Below are 17,658 nucleotides of genomic sequence, written 5' to 3' on the forward strand. Positions count from 1 at the left end.
GCTGCATCATGTGCGCGGAAGCCAGGCAGTACCAATGCGGCGGGACAACTGCTGCACGTCGACCGTAGGAGACAACGTCATGCCGGCAATCGTCCTGATCGGCGCCCAGTGGGGCGACGAAGGTAAGGGCAAAGCTACAGATCTACTGGGCGAGCAGCTTCAGTGGGTCGTGCGATACCAGGGCGGTAACAACGCCGGACACACCGTGGTTCTGCCGAACGGTGACAAGTTCGCACTGCACCTCATCCCGTCCGGAATCCTCACCCCCGCCGTCAACAACGTCATCGGTAACGGTGTCGTCGTCGACCCGGGTGTGTTGTTGACCGAATTGGCAGGCCTGGAAGAGCGCGGCGTGGACACGTCCCGCCTGCTGCTTTCTGCTGATGCGCACCTGATCATGCCGTACCACGTGGCCATCGACAAGGTCACCGAACGCTTCCTGGGAGCGAAGAAGATCGGCACGACCGGCCGCGGTATCGGCCCGTGCTACCAGGACAAGATCGCCCGTGTCGGTGTCCGCGCCGCGGACGTCCTGGACGAGAAGATCCTGACCCAGAAGGTCGAGGCAGCACTCGAATTCAAGAACCAGGTGCTGGTCAAGATCTACAACCGCAAGGCACTCGACCCGCAGCAGGTCGTCGAAGAGGTACTGACGCAGGCCGAGGGCTTCAAGCACCGCATCTCGGACACGCGCCTGGAACTCAACCTCGCCCTCGAGCGCGGTGAGACCGTTCTGCTCGAAGGTTCGCAGGGCACTCTGCTGGACGTCGACCACGGCACGTACCCGTACGTGACCTCGTCCAACCCCACTTCGGGTGGCGCGGCAGTCGGTTCGGGAATCGGTCCCACCAAGATCACCACGGTCCTCGGAATTCTGAAGGCGTACACGACGCGTGTCGGTTCCGGTCCGTTCCCGACGGAGCTGTTCGACGATCACGGCGCATACCTGGCCAAGCAGGGCGGCGAGGTCGGCGTCACCACCGGACGCGCTCGTCGCACGGGATGGTTCGACGCTGTCATCGCGCGTTACGCGACGCGCGTCAACGGCATCACCGACTACTTCCTCACCAAGCTGGACGTGCTGAGCAGCCTCGACACCGTGCCGATTTGTGTCGCATACGAGGTGGACGGTGTCCGTCACGACGAAATGCCGATGTCGCAGAGCGACATTCACCACGCCAAGCCCATCTACGAAGAGATGCCTGGCTGGTGGGAAGACATCTCGGAGGCTCGCACCTTCGAGGAACTGCCGCAGAATGCGCAGAACTACGTGCTTCGACTCGAAGAGCTTTCGGGTGCGTTCATTTCCTGCATCGGTGTCGGCCCCGGCCGCGACGAGACGATCGTCCGGCGCGAGATCGTCCGCTAGTTCGCTTCGTCGAAATCCCCGTTCCTGCAAGCAGGAGCGGGGATTTCGTGTTTCACGCCAACTTCGACAGGTGTGCGGAGACGGTCTTCCAGTCGGGAAACTCGGTGCTGCCGAACTTGATCCACTCACCCTCGAATCGGTCTGCGCCGTTTGCTCCGCGGTCGTCGACGAGGAAGTCGCCTCGGTTGAGGTGCTTGTGGTGCGAGAGGATCAGTCGTTTGTATGCGACGCTGCCCTCCTCCATTCCGAGGTGCTCTTGGACCCACAGAACCTTGTCGTGCCAGGCTGTGGCGTTCTTCCACGGTGCCGTCGAGAGGATGTAGGTGTCGAACTGCTGCGCCAATTGGTGGTAGGCGTCGATGGCACCGTCGAGTGGGTCCATCCGAGAGAAGATATGCGGCGCCTCGTCGAGGTCGTTCTTGTACTTCTCTCGGACGCTGTCGGTCAGGCGATCGATGCCCGACTGGAAGTCGACCAGGGTGTTGTCGAGATCGATGTAGAGAATCTTCTTGGAAGCCGGCATGGAAACCCTCTCTGGAGACACTCTGGGTACGCAAAGAGTCCAGTTTTATGGAACTGGACTGAGATCAGTGAATTCTTCCCCTTGATCACAATCGCATAGAGGTCTGACAGGGATGTTCTCGCAGTCTGCAGTCGCGTCGTGGAAGATACCGCCGAGGGGTGCTGCCAGGCGAAACTGCTCGACGCGAATGTAGGTACCTTCACCTTCAGCGGGCGCGAAGAAGTAGACGAGTGCCACGAAGAGTCCGATGCCGATGAGGGTTGCGAAGGTAGTCATGGACATATGATCAACTCGACTGGTATTGAAATACATAGCCAAGTTGTCGATACTGGACTGCATGATGACCCGAGTTCTTGGTGCCCGTTCGCTCGCGCGTGATCTCGGATCCTGGCAGGAGGAGTCCGGACGCAGGCCGGCGTACCGTGCGCTTGCCGACGGTATCCGCCTGCTCGTGCACGACGGTCGCGTTCCGCTCGGCGTCGCGCTGCCCAGTGAGCGCGAACTTGCGACGGTGCTCGAACTTAGCCGAACCACGATCACGTCGTCCTACTCGGTGTTGCGCGACGAGGGGTACCTGATCAGCCGGCAGGGTTCGCGGAGCACGGTGGCCTTACCGGCCGGTGCTCAGCCCAACGGGCTGATGTTCCGCTCCCATCAACCGGGGCCCAGTGGACCCGTCGTCGACCTCAGCTATGCCGCAATGGCAGCTCCCGCGGCTCAAGTCGAACTTGCGTATGCGTCTGCGCTGCGGGAACTTCCGAATTTCCTACCCACGCACGGGATGGAACCGGTCGGAATCGGCGACTTGCGTGACGTGATCGCGCAGCGTTACACAGCGCGAGGTCTGCCCACCACCGCCGAACAGATCATGGTGACCTCGGGCGCGCAGCACGCGCTTCGGTTGTTGCTCTCGGTGCTCACCTCGCCCGGCGAGCGAGTGCTGGTCGATCATCCGACGTATCCCAATGCGCTGGAAGCAATTCGGCGAAACGGTGCTCGACCGGTCCCGGTGCCGGTGCGGCCGGAATTCGCGGCAGCCGGAGCCTGGGATCTCGACGGGATTCGAAGTGCAGCAAGGCAAACCGCTGCCAGAATGGCGTACCTGATTCCCGATTTCCACAACCCGACCGGACTCTGCATGGATTCTGCCGGGCGCGCCGAACTTGCGAAGATCGCGCACGAAACGCGGATGACTCTGGTCGTCGACGAGACGATGGTGGACCTGTGGCTCGACGCACCACCGCCGGCGCCGGTCGCCTCGCACGGGCGAGGCTCCGCGAAAACCGAAGTGGTGACGCTCGGTTCGACGGCGAAGTCGCTGTGGGGTGGACTGCGTGTCGGCTGGATTCGCGCCGACGCCGCCCTCATCACACAGTTGGTCGGAGCGCGTGCCGCGATCGATCTCGGTACTCCCGTCATGGATCAGCTTGCGGCCGCCTACCTGCTCGCCGACGATCGCTCGCTCCTCGAACAGCGTCGCGAAGTTCTGCGTGAACAGCGCGCAGTACTCCTCGGTGCAGTGGCGGAGCGTCTGCCGGACTGGCTCCCCACCATCGGCTCCGGCGGAATGTCGGTCTGGATGCGTATGTCTGCGCCCGTCTCGACGGCGTTGGCGGCGGTGGCACCTAACTTCGGAGTGCTCCTCGCTGCCGGCCCCCGCTTCGGCGTCGAAGGCGCGTTCGAACGATTCATCCGCGTGCCGTACGCGCGTTCCCCTGAGGACCTCGTTCGCGGCGTTGCATCCATCGCCGCTGCATACGACACTCTCGCGACGGATCGCGACACGGCCGACCAACGAATGGTCGTCGTCTGAGAACTGGGTACACACACTGAAAGAGGTGTGAAACCAGGAGGTCAGGCATGACGGTCGTAGACGGTACAGGCGCAGCGGGAACCAGTGCGGCGGAGGCGCTGGCAGAACGATTGTTCGCGGCTACACTCGGCGCGTCGGAGCTGCAGGCTGTGTATCTGGGCGACCGGCTGGGCTGGTACCGCGCGCTGAGTGATTACGGCCCGCTCACGTCGACGGAGCTGGCGGACCGGACGGGGACCGTCGAAAGGTATGCGCGGGAGTGGCTCGAGCAGCAGGCCGTGGCCGGATATGTGGACGTCAATTCGGATGCCAATCGTCGGTACAGCCTGTCGCCGGCCCACGCCGAAGTGTTGGTCGATGATGAAAACCTGCTGTTCCTGACACCGTTGGCGAGGCTGTTCGTCGCGACGACGGGGTCGATGCCACGTCTACTGGATGCCTATCGCCACGGCGGCGGAGTGACGTGGGAATCGATGGGACCCGACGCTCGCGAGGGTCAGGCACTGCTGAACCGGCCGATGTATCTGCAGCAGCTCTGTCAGCAATTCCTGCCGGTAGTCACCGACTTGCATGCCGTTCTTTCGGACGGCGGGCAGGTTGCTGATCTCGGAATGGGGGAGGGCTGGTCGTCGATCGCGCTCGCCCTCGGCTACCCGAAGATCGAGGTGCACGGCTTCGACGTCGACGCGGCCTCGGTGAACGCCGCCCGTCGTAACGCCCACGATCGTGGGGTCGACGACCGCGTGCATTTCTCTTTGGTCGACGTTGCCGGCCAAGCTCCCGAGACGGGCCGAGCCGATGCCGGGACCTACGATGCCGTCTTCGCTTTCGAGTGCCTGCACGACGTACCGGATCCGGTGGGATTTCTGTCCACGGCTCGGGCGATCGCCCAGCCGGGCGCTCCGGTGATCGTGATGGACGAACGAACGGCGGATGCGTTCGATCCCGAGGCGGGCCCGATCGAGCAATTGCTGTACGGCTTTTCGCTGACCTGTTGCTTGCCGGACAGTCTTTCGCATCCGGGGAGCATTGGCACCGGGACGGTCATGAGGCACTCGACACTCGAAAGCTATGCCAAGGCAGCAGGTTTCGAGCGGGTGGACGTGCTGCCGATCGAGCACGAGATGTTCAGGTTCTACCGGTTGGGCTGACGCCCCGTGCGCGGTTAGGGAGCCTGGGGACTCCTTAACCGCGCACGGGGCCGAAGGCCCTAGGTCCAGACCGTGTCGATATCCGTCGCCTCACGCGCCGGGGCGGCGGGCGTCGTGGTGGGCGTGCGCGAGAAGCGCGGTGCCGGTGCGTGCTGGGTGACGCCGTCGAGTTCGATGAGCGAACCACGAGCCGCGATGTGTTCGTTCGACGGTGCCTCGGCGAACGTCAGGACCGGCGAGACGCAGGCGTCCGTGCCGAGGAAGATCTTGGCCCACTCGTCGCGTGTCTTGGACAGGAACTTTTCGGTGAAGAGCATCTTCATGTCGTCCCACTTGGACGTGTCCATCTGGTGGGGGAGCGTCGCGGGATCGAGTTCGAGGCCCTCGAGCAGCAGTGCGTAGAACTGCGGTTCGATGGATCCGACGGCCATGTACTTGCCGTCGGAGGTCTCGTAGGTGTCGTAGAACGGGGCACCGGTGTCGAGGAGGTTGACGCCGCGCTCGTCGGACCAGACGCCGCGACCGCGGAATGCCCACATCATGTGTGAGAGCGCCAGGGTGCCGTCGACCATCGCCGCGTCGACGACCTGGCCCTTACCGGACGTCGAGCGCTCGACGAGAGCCGACAGAATGCCGAAGATCAGGAACATGGAGCCGCCGCCGAAATCGCCGACCATGTTGAGCGGCGGAACGGGGCGTTCACCCTTGCGTCCGATGGCGTTGAGGACACCCGTCAGTGAGATGTAATTGATGTCGTGACCTGCTGCGTTGGCGAGCGGGCCTTCCTGGCCCCAGCCCGTCATGCGGCCGTAGACGAGACGCGGATTGCGCTCCGACACCACGTCGGGTCCGAGTCCCATACGTTCCATGACGCCGGGGCGGAAGCCTTCGATCAACACGTCGGCGCGGCCCAGGAGATCGAGCACCTTGGCGACGTCTGCCGGGTCCTTCAGGTTGGCCTCGACGATGCGGCGGCCGCGCTTGATCTGGTCGGTTGCGTTCGAGTCCTGCGGGATCTGCCCTGCGCGCTGCACGATGACGATGTCGGCGCCCATGTCCGCCAACAGCGTCGCGGCGTGCGGGCCCGGTCCCAGTCCAGCGAATTCAACGATCCGAATGCCCGCGAGCGGGCCCTTCTTCTCCACAGCTTCTGCAGACACACGCACTCCCAATTCAGACGGTGACAACACTTCTGACCCGACGGTAACCTGTCGGATCGATCAGGTGTGCTCCGGGGCACTGTGTCCGCCGAGGGAGGCGCCGATCACTAGACGGCGGCACCCTCGAACTGGGCGTTGTAGAGACGGAAGTACGCGCCCGCTGCTGCGATGAGTTCGTCGTGTGTGCCCTGCTCGACGATCTTGCCCGCCTCCATCACGACGATCAGATCGGCGTTGCGGATAGTGGACAGTCGGTGCGCGATGATGAAGCTGGTACGCCCGACGCGCAATGCGGACATTGCTTGCTGCACAAGTTGTTCCGTACGTGTGTCGACCGAGCTGGTCGCCTCGTCGAGGATCAGCAGCGACGGCTCCGACAGGAAGGCTCGGGCAATCGTGATGAGCTGCTTCTCGCCGGAACTGATGTTCGACGCTTCCTCGTCCAGCACGGTGTCGTACCCGTCCGGGAGCGTGTGGATGAAGCGGTCGACGAAGGCAGCACGTGCAGCTTCGTGGATCTCGTATTCGCTGGCGTCGAGTCGGCCGTACGCGATGTTGTCGCGGATCGTGCCGCCGAAAAGCCACGTGTCCTGCAGAACCATGCCGACGTGCTTGCGCAGGTCTGCGCGACGCATGTGCGAGATGTCGACGTCGTCGAGAGTGATTCGGCCCGAGTCGACTTCGTAGAAGCGCATGAGCAGATTGACCAGGGTGGTCTTGCCGGCGCCGGTCGGTCCGACGATGGCGACCATCTGCCCTGGCCGAGCCGTCAGGTACACGTTCTCGATCAGCGGCTTGTCCGGCTCGTAACGGAACGAGACGTTCTCGAACTCGATGTGACCGACGTTGCGATGGCGTCCGGCAGGCTCGGGAAGTAGCGGCACGTCGATGTCGGGTGACTGCTCGGGCTCGTCGAGCAGCTCGAAGACCCGCTCGGCCGAGGCTGCTCCGGACTGCAGACTCGTCGACATGGACGCGATCTGCGTGAGCGGCTGACTGAACTGACGTGAGTAGACGATGAACGCCTGAACGTCACCGAGCGACATGTTGCCGCTGGCGACCTTGAGCGCGCCGACCACCGCGAGCAGCACGTAGGTGATGTTTCCGACGAAGTTCATGACCGGCATGATCAGGCTGGAGAGGAACTGTGCGCCGAACGACGCGTCGAGCAGTTTCTTGTTCTGCTCGGCGAATTCACGCTCGGCTTCGGCCTGGTGTCCGTACACGCGAACCAGATCGCGACCGCTGTAGTTCTCCTCGATCTGTGCGTTGATCTTGCCCGTCTCGGTCCACTGAGCCTTGTACAAGACCTGTGCGCGCTTGGCGACCCTGGCGACGAGCAGTACCGATATCGGCACGGCGATCAGCGCGATCAGGGCGAGCATCGGAGAAATGACGAACATCATCGTCAGGACACCGAGGACGGTGAGCACCGACGTCAGGAGCGAGGTCAACGTCGACGACAACGTCGACGAGATGTTGTCGATGTCATTGGTGACGCGGCTGAGGATCTCGCCGCGGGGCGTCTTGTCGAAGTACGGAAGCGGCAGGCGGTGAAGCTTCGCCTCGACCGAGGCGCGCAGGTTGTAGATGGTCTTCTGGACGATGATGTTGAGGAGGAATGCTTCCAACCAGGCCAGCAGCGACGAGAGCAAATACACGCCGATCGCGAGCATGACGACGTTGCCGATGGCGTCGAAGTTAAGACCTACACCGGGAACGACGTCGGTCGAGTTGGCGACGAGGTCGGCGAACGTCGAATTTCCCGATGCCCGGATCGCCTCTGCTGCCTGATCGCGGGTCAGTCCGGCGGGCAGGCTCTTGCCGATGAACCCGGCGAAGATGAGGTCCGTAGCGTGACCGAGGATCTTCGGCACTGCGACGGAAAGTGCGATGCTGGCGATCGTCGCAACGACGACACAGAAGACCGCAAACTTGTGTGGCTGCAGAAGTGAGAGAAGCCGCTTCATCGTCGCCTTGAAGTGGCGTGGCTTGGTGTCCGTCGCGGTCAGCGCGGGCTTCGGCTCTTTGTCGGGATTCTCAGGGTTGCTCGACTTCGCCTCGCCGTCTGCGGATTCCGGTTCGCTCGGGATCTTGGCGAACACCACCGTCGGCGCATCGTCGAAGTACTGGCTGTTGGGACTAGCCCATGTCGGGTCCTGCGGGCTGGTCATGCGCTCATCTCCGCGGGAATCTGGGAGGCCACGATCTCCTGGTACGTCGGACAGTTGGCCAAGAGGAACTGATGGTCGCCGAGCCCGACCGGAGCGCCGTCCTCTAGAACCATGATCTGGTCGGCATCGATGATGGACGCGACGCGTTGCGCGACGATGATGACCGTCGAATGAGTCGACACCGTGCGAAGTTCGCGCCGGACTGCAGCGTCGGTGTGCATGTCGAGTGCGGAGAACGAATCGTCGAACACGAAGATCCGGGGTCTGCGGACCACAGCTCTGGCGATGGCGAGACGTTGGCGTTGTCCGCCCGAGAGATTGCCGCCGCCCTGGGCGATCGGAGACTCGAGGCCGTCGGAAAGTTCCCGGACGAAGTCGTCCGCTTGGGCTATGGCGAGGGCTGCCCAGATGTCTTCGTCGGTGGCGGTCGGGTTTCCGTAACGGATATTGCTCGCGATCGTGCCGGCGAACAGGTAGGCCTTCTGCGGCACGTATCCGAAGTTTGCGAAGAGTTCGTCCTGGTCCCAGCCGCGGACGTCCAAGCCGTCGACCAGGACAGCGCCGGCCGTGACGTCGAAGAGTCGGGGGATGAGTGAGACAAGGGTCGATTTGCCACTGCCGGTACTGCCCACGATCGCGGTGACCGTGCCTGGCATGCATCGCATCGAAACATTCGACAGGACCGGCGTTTCTGCTCCCGGATACGTGAATCCGGCTCCACCGAACTCGACAACACCATAGGGACTGGTGGGGCGCAGAGGCTGGGCGGGCGCAGGCACGGTCGGCTCGGTGTCGAGCACCTCCGTGATGCGGTCGGCGCACACGGCCGCGCGCGGAATCACGACGGCCAACATGGTTGCCATGATCACGGACATCAGGATCTGCATGACGTAGGCGAGGAAGGCGCTGATCTGCCCGATCTGCATGTCTCCGGTGTCGACCAGGTGCGCGCCGAACCACAGCACCGCGACGCTCGACAGGTTGGCGATCAACATGACGGTGGGCAGCAGAACCGCCTGGTATCGACCGATGAGGAGCGAGGTGTCGGTCAGTTCTTTGTTGGCTTTGTCGAAGCGGATCGTCTCGTCAGGTTCGCGTACGAAAGCGCGAATGACACGCATACCGGTGAGCTGTTCACGCAGTGATCGATTGATGTTGTCGATCCGCGTCTGCATCGTCCGGAAGTGCGGGATCAGCTTGGCGACCACGACCGAGACGGTGATGCCGAGCAGTGGGACCGAAATCGTCAGGAGCCAGGACATCTGCAGGTTCTCGCGCAGCGCCATGATGATGCCGCCGATACACATCAGTGGGGCACTGACGAGCATCGACGACGTCAGCATGACCAGGGCCTGGATCTGCAGGACGTCGTTGGTGTTTCGTGTGATCAGCGTCGGCGCACCGAAGCTGTTGAATTCGCGATCCGAGAAACTGCCGACGGCCTTGTAGAAGGCGCCTCGAACGTCGTGGCCGAAGCCCATCGACGATTTTGCGGCCAGATAGGTCGACGCGACCGACGCGATGATCGACGCAAGCGAGACCAGAAGCATGATCCCGCCGGTGGACATGATGAATCCGGTGTCGCCGCGGGCGACGCCGTCGTCGATGATCCGCGCGTTGAGCGTGGGGAGGACCAACGACGCGATGGCCCCGAAGAGTTGAAGTGCGAGGACTCCGGCAAGCAACCAGCGGTACGGCGGTAGGTACGCCTTGAGGAGTTTTGCTAACACGACGGTTCCCGGTGAGTTGCGTGGGTTGCCGCTCGTTCGCGATTGATCACACGCACACGGTATGACAGATCGCGGTCGAGGTCGGCACCGACTCTGACGATTGCATCCTTTTGTCCTAATTGACTGTGATCTCGAACACACTTGAGTTCGAGATTGGATTCAGGTCACATCGCCTGAACTGCGGATTTACATATTGGCCCAATGTGTCACGTTCTTGTTTGAACAGAAACAAACTGGACGTACGTATTTAGCTTCGCTAAAAAGGGGCGGAGCGAACAAAACGTGCGCCGCGTCATAGATATTCATGCAAGGAGTCACACATGGGATCCCTCGGAAACCTTCTCAAGGCCAACGGCATGGGCTGGGGCCTTCTCCAGCTTCTTCCCCTGGTCAACATGCTCAAGACCATCCAGGGTCTGGATTCGGCCAGTTCGAACTCCTGACGTTCGACTATCTGACGTTCGAACACCGGCATCTTCGAAACAAGCACAGGAGTAATCGCATGACCTCGATCCAGAATCTCGACGCCTTCCTCAAAAGCGTCCTCGCGTTCGTGACCAAGCTCAATGCGGGATCGGCAGATTCCTCAGGCTCGGCCGGTTCTGCCGCCGAGTAGTTCTCGGTCCCCAACCCTTTCAACTGCATCCCGAGAAAAGGAGACCCGACATGGGTTCACTCGAAGACTTCAGCGGCGTCGTCAAGACGTTCATTCCGGTACTCAAGGACCTGTTCACGGCTCTCGGTGGTGGCTCACTCACCCCCGGGACCGGATCGGCAGCTGACAAGTAAGTCCCGTTTGTCCGAAAGTGTGGCTCGTAGTTGTCTGCGAGCCACACTTTTTGCATAAACATTGTGAGCTAGATCACATTTCGAATCGATCTGATTTGCTGATTTGCCTGCTGAACTGCACTTATATCGAAAGGTGTTACGGAGAGTTTATGAGAGTAGCTATCTGATAGCTAGACAAGCGCGAGTAGGCCGTCTATAAATGCACACAGCGCCAAGGTAGTGCGCTACATCACAGCTCGGGATGTTGTTCGGGGGCGGTTCCGCTTTCCGTGCGGCAGGAGTTCCCGAATCATTCCGGTCACCGCCTGCGGCCGGTCTGGCGCTGGAACATCACACCACCTCACATACAGGAGAAACTCCTATGTTCGGATCACTCAGCACCCTCGGACCCCTGCTCACCGCGCTCGGAGCTTTCCTCAAGTCCGTTCCCACCGAATCGCTGTCCGGCGAGGGCAAGGGCTCGGGCTCGTCCACCGGTTCGCTTTCGGGTCTCTCCAGCGGATCCGCCGAATAGTCGTCCCTTTCCGGCAGGTCCAATCGGCTCTGCACTCCGGATTGCATAGCAGGTGCCCTCTGTCCACTCTCGTGGTCGGAGGGCACCCGTATTTGCGGGGGCTTTCGTAGTTGGTGTTTTCGGCGATTGAACGAAGGCCAGCGGGTGAGGGCACCTGCGTACGATGGTTCGACGACATACAGACATACCGTCGACGGCATGCAAACGTGTCGCGACGTCCAGTGCTCCTGTCTTTCGAGGTAGCCGACCGCGAGGTGACGCATGGCAAGGAAAAGTCGCTTTCTGCGCCTGCTCCCCGTGCTGTCCGTCGTGCTTGTGGCTTCGTTGATCGGCATCCTCACACGCCCACCGGGTTTGCTCGCGACGTTCTGGTGCGCGAACGCCATTCTGCTGGGGATGATGGTCAGATGGCCGGTTTTGATCGAGTGGCCGACGTGGATCGCCGCGGCGGTCGGATACGTCTGCGCTGACCTGGTAACCGGCAACTCCCTGTCGCTCGCACTGCAGTTGAACGGGGCGAATCTTGCCGGAGTCACGGTCGGAGTCCTTGTTCTGCATTACCTGAAACGCACTCCGTTCCGCTTGGTCGATTCGCAGTCGCTGGTGTGGATGGTTTTCGTCTCGTTCGCGGCGGCGACTACAACCGCAGCCACAGCGGGCGCCTTGGGCCAAGTGCTGGGTGGGCAGTCGTTCACCTACACCTTTGTGCACTGGGGCAGTACGGAGGTGATGGCGTACCTGCTCGTTCTTCCACTCATCCTCACTTTCACGATCCCCGCGAGCCTTGCCGAGTTCCGCCGCACACTGACTGTCGAAACCGTGGCCACGATGAGCGTTCCCCTGCTGGCCACCGCTGCCTGCGTGCCGATCGCACTCAACATCGAAGGACCGATCGCGCTGGTCCTGCCTATCCCAGCTCTACTTTGGTGCGCGACCCGTATCTCGGTTCCGAGCACGGCGTTCGTTTCCGTGGTCTGGTCGGTGTGGTCGCTGATGATGGCGGGTAGCGGTCGACTCGACATCGGCGACCAAGCCACCTCGAGCTGGAACGAGGACGTCATCACGTCCATTGCGGTCACCTTGATCGCGTTGGGGCCGATCGCGGTGGCCTGCGCGACCGAGGAACGTCGTGCTGCCGAGCGCGAACTATTTCTCGCGGTCGAATTCGACCATTTGACCGGGGTGCTCTCGCGGGGTGCCTTTCTCGGACATGCGGAATCGGAACTTGCCGATGCGGCCCGCACACAGTCTCCGGTCGGCCTGCTGATGCTCGACCTGGACCACTTCAAGAGCATCAACGACACTCACGGACATATGACCGGTGACAGCGTTCTCGCGAACTTCGCCGAACGGGCCGCTGCCCGATTGTCCGACGGAGATCTGATCGGAAGGCTCGGCGGCGAGGAGTTCGCTATTCTGCTTCCGAACTGCAGCTTCACGCGAGCAGTCGACGTCGCCGAGGCCGTCCGCGGCGCGCAAGTCGAGTACTCGGCTGAATCAGACGTGACGAGCACCGTCAGTGTCGGAGTCGCGTGGGTCGATCATGCGACGCCGACGTTGACCACCCTCATGAGCGTCGCGGACGAGGCTCTGTACGACGCCAAGCGTGGCGGGCGCAACCTCGTGAAAGTGCGCCAGGTCGGCAACGACGCGTTGCCGCAACAGAATTCCGAGCCGGACACGGTCACCCGCACCTATCGCAAACCTGCCGTACCACGAACGATCAGGCAAGGTTTTCACCGCGAAGGTGTGGTGGACGGCCGATAACTGCGCTGACCTGCATCGGGATTGGCATATAGTCGCACCCATGCAGCTTGATTCGACGCCTTCGCACCTGCCGACACTTCCACTCCGATTCGGGACTCCACTGACCGAGAACTCCATCCGCGTGATGATGTTGGGATCAGGCGAGTTGGGCAAGGAAGTTGTCATCGCGTTGCAGCGTCTGGGCGTCGAAGTGATTGCGGTGGATCGGTATCCCGACGCCCCTGGGCACCAGGTGGCTCATCGCGCGCATACCGTCGACATGACCGATCCGGAAGCGCTGCTTGCCGTCATCGAGTTGGAAAAGCCTCACTTCGTCGTTCCCGAGATCGAGGCCATCGCGACGGATGCGCTTGCACTTGTCGAACAGCGTGGAGGCGCAGTGGTCATTCCCACTGCGAGGGCCACTCAGCTCACGATGAATCGTGAGGGGATTCGCCGGCTCGCAGCCGAGGAGCTGGGCCTGCCCACTTCGCCGTACGCTTTCGCGGACTCGCTTGCCGAAGTACAGGCAGCGACAGACCGAATCGGTTTCCCGTGCGTCGTCAAGCCCGTCATGTCCTCGTCAGGGAAGGGGCAGTCGACTGTTCGATCCGCCGAAGATCTCGGCGCGGCCTGGGATTACGCGATGGCCGGAGGCCGTGTGAATCACGGCCGGGTGATCGTCGAGGGTTTTGTCGATTTCGATTACGAGATAACCCAATTGACGGTTCGTGCCGTCGGCGAGCGCGGTGAGGTCGAGACGTCGTTCTGCGAGCCGATCGGGCACCTGCAGGAGGCCGGCGACTACATCGAATCGTGGCAGCCGCAGCAGATGTCCGCGGTTGCCCTTGCGTCGGCCCGAGACGTCGCCGAGAAGGTGACCACGGCTTTGGGCGGGCGAGGGATCTTCGGCGTCGAACTTTTCGTGAAGGGCGACGACGTCTTCTTCTCCGAAGTGAGCCCACGGCCGCATGACACCGGATTGGTGACTCTGCGGACGCAGCGACTTTCCGAGTTCGAACTGCATGCCCGCGCGATCCTGGGCTTGCCGGTCGACACGACACTCACGGCTCCAGGAGCGTCGGCGGTGATCTACGGCGGTGTGGAGGCAAAGGGGATCGGATTCGACGGTGTCGCAGAGGCTCTCGCGGTTCCCGAGACGGACCTGCGGCTCTTCGGCAAGCCGGAGAGCTTCACGCGTCGTCGCATGGGTGTTGCCGTTTCGACGGCCGCCGACGTCCCGACCGCACGCGCCCGTGCCCGCGAGGCCGCGTCGAAAGTGCGTCCGGTCGGATGAGTCCAGTGGCCGAGGTCCTCGTCGGGCTGGTCATCCTGGTCGGCCTGATCGGAGTCGTCGTTCCGATCCTCCCGGGGACACTCCTCGTTTTCGGCGCGATTCTGGTGTGGGCGATCATGACCGGTGGCGCGACGGCGTGGACGGTGTTCGTATTGGCCACGCTGGCGCTGGTGGTCACCGGGATCGTGAAGTACACGTGGCCCGGCAAGCGGATGAAGTCCGGGGGAGTGCCCAACCTGTCTGTGGTGGTCGGCGGCGTCGTCGGCATCATCGGGTTCTTCGTGATCCCGGTGGTGGGGTTGTTCCTCGGATTCATCGTCGGAACGTATTTCGCGGAACTAGCGCGGCTGCGCCGCTACGACATCGCTTGGTCGTCGACGCTTCACGCGGTGAAGGCAGTCGGATTGTCCATGCTGGTGGAACTGTTCGGAGCACTGATCGCCGCGGGGCTGTGGCTGGGCGCCGTCGCGTTCACCTGACCGCAGCGGTACCAGGAGCGGGCGTTGTCGCACATGACCGCGGACAGGTCGTCGCCGACAGCGTCGGCGATCACGTCCAGGTCATGAACCTCGAACGCTCGACGTGCCCGTGTGCCGGGTAAGTCGGTGCCGAACATCAGCGCAGCGGGGTTGACCGCGTGGATCTGGCGCAGCACGTCGCTGACGTCCGAGATAGTGGTGCGGCCGAACCCGGTGGCTTTGACGCGTACGCCTCGGTCGACGAGGTTGAGGAGATACGGCAGTCCCCGGGTCGACATCCCCAGATGGTCGATGCTCACCGCGGGCAATTTGGCGAAAACAGGTTCCAACGACAGCAACAGTGTGGCATCGACGTAGAACTCGGCGTGCCAGCCGACCAGATCGAATGCGCGGTTGGCAAGATCGGCGAGCAGACGCAGGTCGGTGGCGCCGCGGCGCAGGTTGAACCGGACGGCGCGCACCCCCAGTGCGTCCAGAGCGACGATGTCTTCGTCCGTCGCATCGAGTGGTAAAGCAGTGACGCCCACCCAGCCTTCGCCCAGTTCGGACAGTGCGGCCTTCAGGTATTCCTGGTCATTACCCTGGTACGAAGCGGTCACTACCGCTCCGCCGTCCACACTCAGACCCTTCAGTGAGGCAACTCGTGCCCGGTAATCGGCCACGGTGAAGGGCTCAGGCAGGTACCCGTGATTCTCGACCAGCGGGAAGCGTGGGTCGATGATATGCACATGGGCGTCAAACACGGAGTCTATTTTGCCCTGTTGTCTTGGGTCCCTGCACACACCACCGGCCCGATGTGACCTGAGTCGCGTCGGGCCGGTGGATGGCTTGTGTTCAGTTACTTCTGTGCACTCAGTTGGTGCGGTCGGGCTCGGAAGCCTTCAGCATGTCGTGACGCTCGACGACCTTGATGCGCTCACGGCCCTCGGGCTCACCCAGGCTGCGCTCATGGGCGTCGAGGCGGTACCAGCCCTGCCACGTCGTGTACGGCACCTGCTTGCCTTCGAGGAACTCGATGACGGCGTTCTCGTCGGGGTTCGCGGCGCCGGCGAAGTTGACGGAATCCTCGAGGAGGTTCGCGACGGTTTCGTTGGCGTCACCCTTGGTGTGGCCGATGAGGCCGACGGGGCCGCGCTTGATCCAGCCGGTGACGTACGTGGCCGGCATGAACCGGGCGGCGCCTTCGGCGTTGTCGTCGGCGACGACGCGGCCGGCGTCATTGGGAACAGTGCCTGCCTGGTCGTCGAACGGCAACTGTGTGACGTTCTGCGAGAGGTAACCGACGGCGCGGTACACGGCCTGGACATCCCAGTCCTTGTACGTGCCGGTGCCCTTGACGTTGCCGGTGCCGTCGAGCTGAGTGCGCTCGGTGCGCAGACCGACGACCTTGCCGTCTTCGCCGAGGATCTCGGTGGGAGATTCGAAGAAGTGCAGGAACAGCTTGTGGGGGCGGGCTCCGACGTCGCGAATTGCCCAGTCCTGCAGGGTGTTCGCAACCATGTCGACCTGCTTGGAGTTGCGGCGAGCCTGCTCGGAACCCTCGTCGTAGTCGATGTCCTCGGGGTCGACGATGACCTCGATGGTCGGCGAGTGGTCGAGTTCGCGCAGTTCGAGAGGCGTGAACTTGGCCTGGGCCGGGCCGCGGCGTCCGAAGACGTGAACCTCGACGGCCTTGTTGTTCTTGAGGCCCTCGTAGACGTTCGCGGGGATCTCGGTGGGCAGAAGTTCGTCGCCGGTCTTGGCGAGGACGCGGGCGATGTCGAGTGCAACGTTGCCCACGCCCAGGACGGCGACCTTCTCGGCTTCGAGCGGCCACGTACGCGGTACGTCGGGGTGGCCGTCGTACCAGGAGACGAAGTCGGCCGCGCCGTAGCTGCCGTCGAGTTCGATACCCGGGATGCCGAGTGCGCGGTCGGCGTTGGCGCCGGTGGAGAAGATGACTGCGTCGTAGAACGACTGCAGGTCGTCGAGGGTGATGTCGGTGCCGTAGTCGATGTTGCCGAGCAGGCGTACCTGAGGCTTGTCGAGCACCTTGTGCAGGGCGGTGATGATGCCCTTGATGCGCGGATGATCGGGCGCAACGCCGTAACGAATCAGGCCGAAGGGCGCGGGCATGCGCTCGAAGAGGTCGATGCTGACGCCGCGGCCGGAGACTGCGGTGTCGGATTTCATGAGGGCGTCGGCGGCGTAGATGCCGGCGGGGCCGGCGCCGACGATCGCGACCCGGAGTGGGCGGTTGGAGTCAGTCATCGTGAGGACAGCTACCTTCTTCGAAGTTCGGACAACATATCGACAAGTATCCAATTTAGCCGAACCTAAGCACAGTGCCTCGGTTGCGGCCGAACGGATCCACACTCTCACTCGATCGGTTGTGGGTAAACCTATTCTTTCTTCCCATTCTCCCGTTGTCTCGGGTATTCGGGGTAGGGGCCTGATCCTTGGCGGGCCACAATTTCAAGTTGTGGGGGAGTATTGGCACTATGAGTGACGAGCTTCGCGAATCCGACAACATCGATGGCAAGAAGGCGTCTGCGGGGCCATTTCTCTTGGCTGTCGCCATCGTCGCCTTGATTCTGGGTGGCATCTTTGTCGCGTCGTGGATTTCGCCGGCCGAGGAGAACGTCACCGAGTCCGACCGTGTGAGCCGTTCCGTCACCGACTACGTCGATGCCGAGAACCGAGATGATGCGGAAACGATCAAGACCCTGACCTGCGCGAGCTTCAATTCGAGCACTGGTCCGCTGGCCGGCGTGGACGGGACCGTCGAACTCAAAGGTGTGGACAAGGTCGAGGTCAACGGCGATCGCGGCAGGGCCGACGTGACAATCACCGGTGGCGGAGCGGGCGATCGAGTCTCGAATTGGGCACTGACCCGTGACGGCAACCGCTGGGTCGTCTGTAACTGACGGCCCA

17 protein-coding genes are annotated in these 17,658 nt (G+C 62.6%); 10 read left to right on the forward strand and 7 right to left on the reverse strand.

The window, feature by feature from the left end:
* Window positions 1–79 precede the first annotated feature (79 nt).
* Window positions 80–1,369, forward strand: a complete 1,290-nt coding sequence (locus ACFWAD_RS25505; protein WP_003944351.1) for an adenylosuccinate synthase — start codon at window positions 80–82, stop codon at window positions 1,367–1,369.
* A 52-nt stretch (window positions 1,370–1,421) separates the two neighbouring features.
* On the opposite strand, the gene ACFWAD_RS25510 is transcribed toward ACFWAD_RS25505, so the two are convergent.
* Both ACFWAD_RS25510 and ACFWAD_RS25515 read right to left on the reverse strand, forming a co-directional pair.
* Window positions 1,422–1,892, reverse strand: coding sequence for a hypothetical protein (locus ACFWAD_RS25510; RefSeq protein ID WP_378548881.1), 471 nt, complete (start codon window positions 1,890–1,892; stop codon window positions 1,422–1,424).
* A 45-nt stretch (window positions 1,893–1,937) separates the two neighbouring features.
* Window positions 1,938–2,168, reverse strand: coding sequence for a hypothetical protein (locus ACFWAD_RS25515; protein ID WP_378537205.1), 231 nt, complete (start codon window positions 2,166–2,168; stop codon window positions 1,938–1,940).
* 61 nt (window positions 2,169–2,229) lie between these two features.
* Here ACFWAD_RS25515 and ACFWAD_RS25520 point away from each other — a divergent pair, with 61 nt between their 5' ends.
* Complete coding sequence (locus ACFWAD_RS25520) at window positions 2,230–3,705, forward strand: PLP-dependent aminotransferase family protein (RefSeq protein WP_378548884.1); 1,476 nt, start codon at window positions 2,230–2,232, stop codon at window positions 3,703–3,705.
* Between the two features lie 47 nt (window positions 3,706–3,752).
* Window positions 3,753–4,856, forward strand: a complete 1,104-nt coding sequence (locus ACFWAD_RS25525; RefSeq protein WP_378548887.1) for a class I SAM-dependent methyltransferase — start codon at window positions 3,753–3,755, stop codon at window positions 4,854–4,856.
* 59 nt (window positions 4,857–4,915) lie between these two features.
* Here ACFWAD_RS25525 and ACFWAD_RS25530 read toward each other — a convergent pair whose 3' ends face one another.
* The 3 genes from ACFWAD_RS25530 to ACFWAD_RS25540 form a co-directional block, all read right to left on the reverse strand.
* Window positions 4,916–6,016: a CaiB/BaiF CoA transferase family protein gene (locus ACFWAD_RS25530; protein WP_378548890.1), complete on the reverse strand. Its 1,101-nt coding sequence runs from the start codon at window positions 6,014–6,016 to the stop codon at window positions 4,916–4,918.
* A gap of 107 nt (window positions 6,017–6,123) precedes the next feature.
* A complete protein-coding gene (locus tag ACFWAD_RS25535) occupies window positions 6,124–8,190 on the reverse strand; it encodes an ABC transporter ATP-binding protein (RefSeq protein ID WP_378537216.1) in 2,067 nt (688 codons plus the stop codon).
* Window positions 8,187–9,920, reverse strand: a complete 1,734-nt coding sequence (locus ACFWAD_RS25540; RefSeq protein ID WP_378548893.1) for an ABC transporter ATP-binding protein — start codon at window positions 9,918–9,920, stop codon at window positions 8,187–8,189. The genes ACFWAD_RS25535 and ACFWAD_RS25540 overlap by 4 nt, the downstream gene beginning before the upstream one ends.
* 320 nt (window positions 9,921–10,240) lie before the next feature.
* Between ACFWAD_RS25540 and ACFWAD_RS25545 the strand changes: the two genes are divergently transcribed.
* The 6 genes from ACFWAD_RS25545 to ACFWAD_RS25570 all read left to right on the forward strand — a co-directional run bounded on the left by ACFWAD_RS25545 (window position 10,241) and on the right by ACFWAD_RS25570 (window position 14,745).
* Window positions 10,241–10,363 carry a hypothetical protein gene (locus ACFWAD_RS25545; protein WP_378537223.1) on the forward strand — a complete coding sequence of 41 codons (123 nt, stop codon included), beginning with the start codon at window positions 10,241–10,243 and terminating at the stop codon, window positions 10,361–10,363.
* Between the two features lie 223 nt (window positions 10,364–10,586).
* On the forward strand, window positions 10,587–10,709 hold the full coding sequence (locus tag ACFWAD_RS25550) for a hypothetical protein (protein WP_378537226.1): 123 nt from the start codon (window positions 10,587–10,589) through the stop codon (window positions 10,707–10,709).
* Between the two features lie 361 nt (window positions 10,710–11,070).
* Window positions 11,071–11,223, forward strand: a complete 153-nt coding sequence (locus tag ACFWAD_RS25555; RefSeq protein WP_378537228.1) for a hypothetical protein — start codon at window positions 11,071–11,073, stop codon at window positions 11,221–11,223.
* A 261-nt stretch (window positions 11,224–11,484) separates the two neighbouring features.
* On the forward strand, window positions 11,485–12,990 hold the full coding sequence (locus ACFWAD_RS25560; protein ID WP_378548897.1) for a diguanylate cyclase: 1,506 nt from the start codon (window positions 11,485–11,487) through the stop codon (window positions 12,988–12,990).
* Between the two features lie 40 nt (window positions 12,991–13,030).
* Entirely contained in the window at window positions 13,031–14,266 is a 1,236-nt protein-coding gene (purT, locus tag ACFWAD_RS25565) for a formate-dependent phosphoribosylglycinamide formyltransferase (RefSeq protein WP_378548900.1), read from the forward strand.
* The gene (locus ACFWAD_RS25570; protein ID WP_378548903.1) at window positions 14,263–14,745 is read left to right on the forward strand and encodes a DUF456 domain-containing protein; all 483 of its coding nucleotides are present in this window, start codon (window positions 14,263–14,265) and stop codon (window positions 14,743–14,745) included. The genes purT and ACFWAD_RS25570 overlap by 4 nt, the downstream gene beginning before the upstream one ends.
* On the opposite strand, the gene ACFWAD_RS25575 is transcribed toward ACFWAD_RS25570, so the two are convergent.
* Together ACFWAD_RS25575 and ACFWAD_RS25580 are read right to left on the reverse strand one after the other, a co-directional pair.
* The gene (locus tag ACFWAD_RS25575) at window positions 14,649–15,488 is read right to left on the reverse strand and encodes an amidohydrolase family protein (protein ID WP_378548906.1); all 840 of its coding nucleotides are present in this window, start codon (window positions 15,486–15,488) and stop codon (window positions 14,649–14,651) included. The two genes, ACFWAD_RS25570 and ACFWAD_RS25575, sit on opposite strands and share 97 nt — an antisense overlap.
* A 109-nt stretch (window positions 15,489–15,597) precedes the next feature.
* Window positions 15,598–16,995 carry an FAD-dependent oxidoreductase gene (locus ACFWAD_RS25580; RefSeq protein WP_230816290.1) on the reverse strand — a complete coding sequence of 466 codons (1,398 nt, stop codon included), beginning with the start codon at window positions 16,993–16,995 and terminating at the stop codon, window positions 15,598–15,600.
* Between the two features lie 230 nt (window positions 16,996–17,225).
* Between ACFWAD_RS25580 and ACFWAD_RS25585 the strand changes: the two genes are divergently transcribed.
* A complete protein-coding gene (locus ACFWAD_RS25585; RefSeq protein WP_378548909.1) occupies window positions 17,226–17,651 on the forward strand; it encodes a hypothetical protein in 426 nt (141 codons plus the stop codon).
* The last annotated feature ends 7 nt before the right edge of the window (window positions 17,652–17,658 follow it).

Source organism: Rhodococcus sp. NPDC059969, assembly GCF_042738325.1.
Lineage (GTDB): Bacteria > Actinomycetota > Actinomycetes > Mycobacteriales > Mycobacteriaceae > Rhodococcus_F.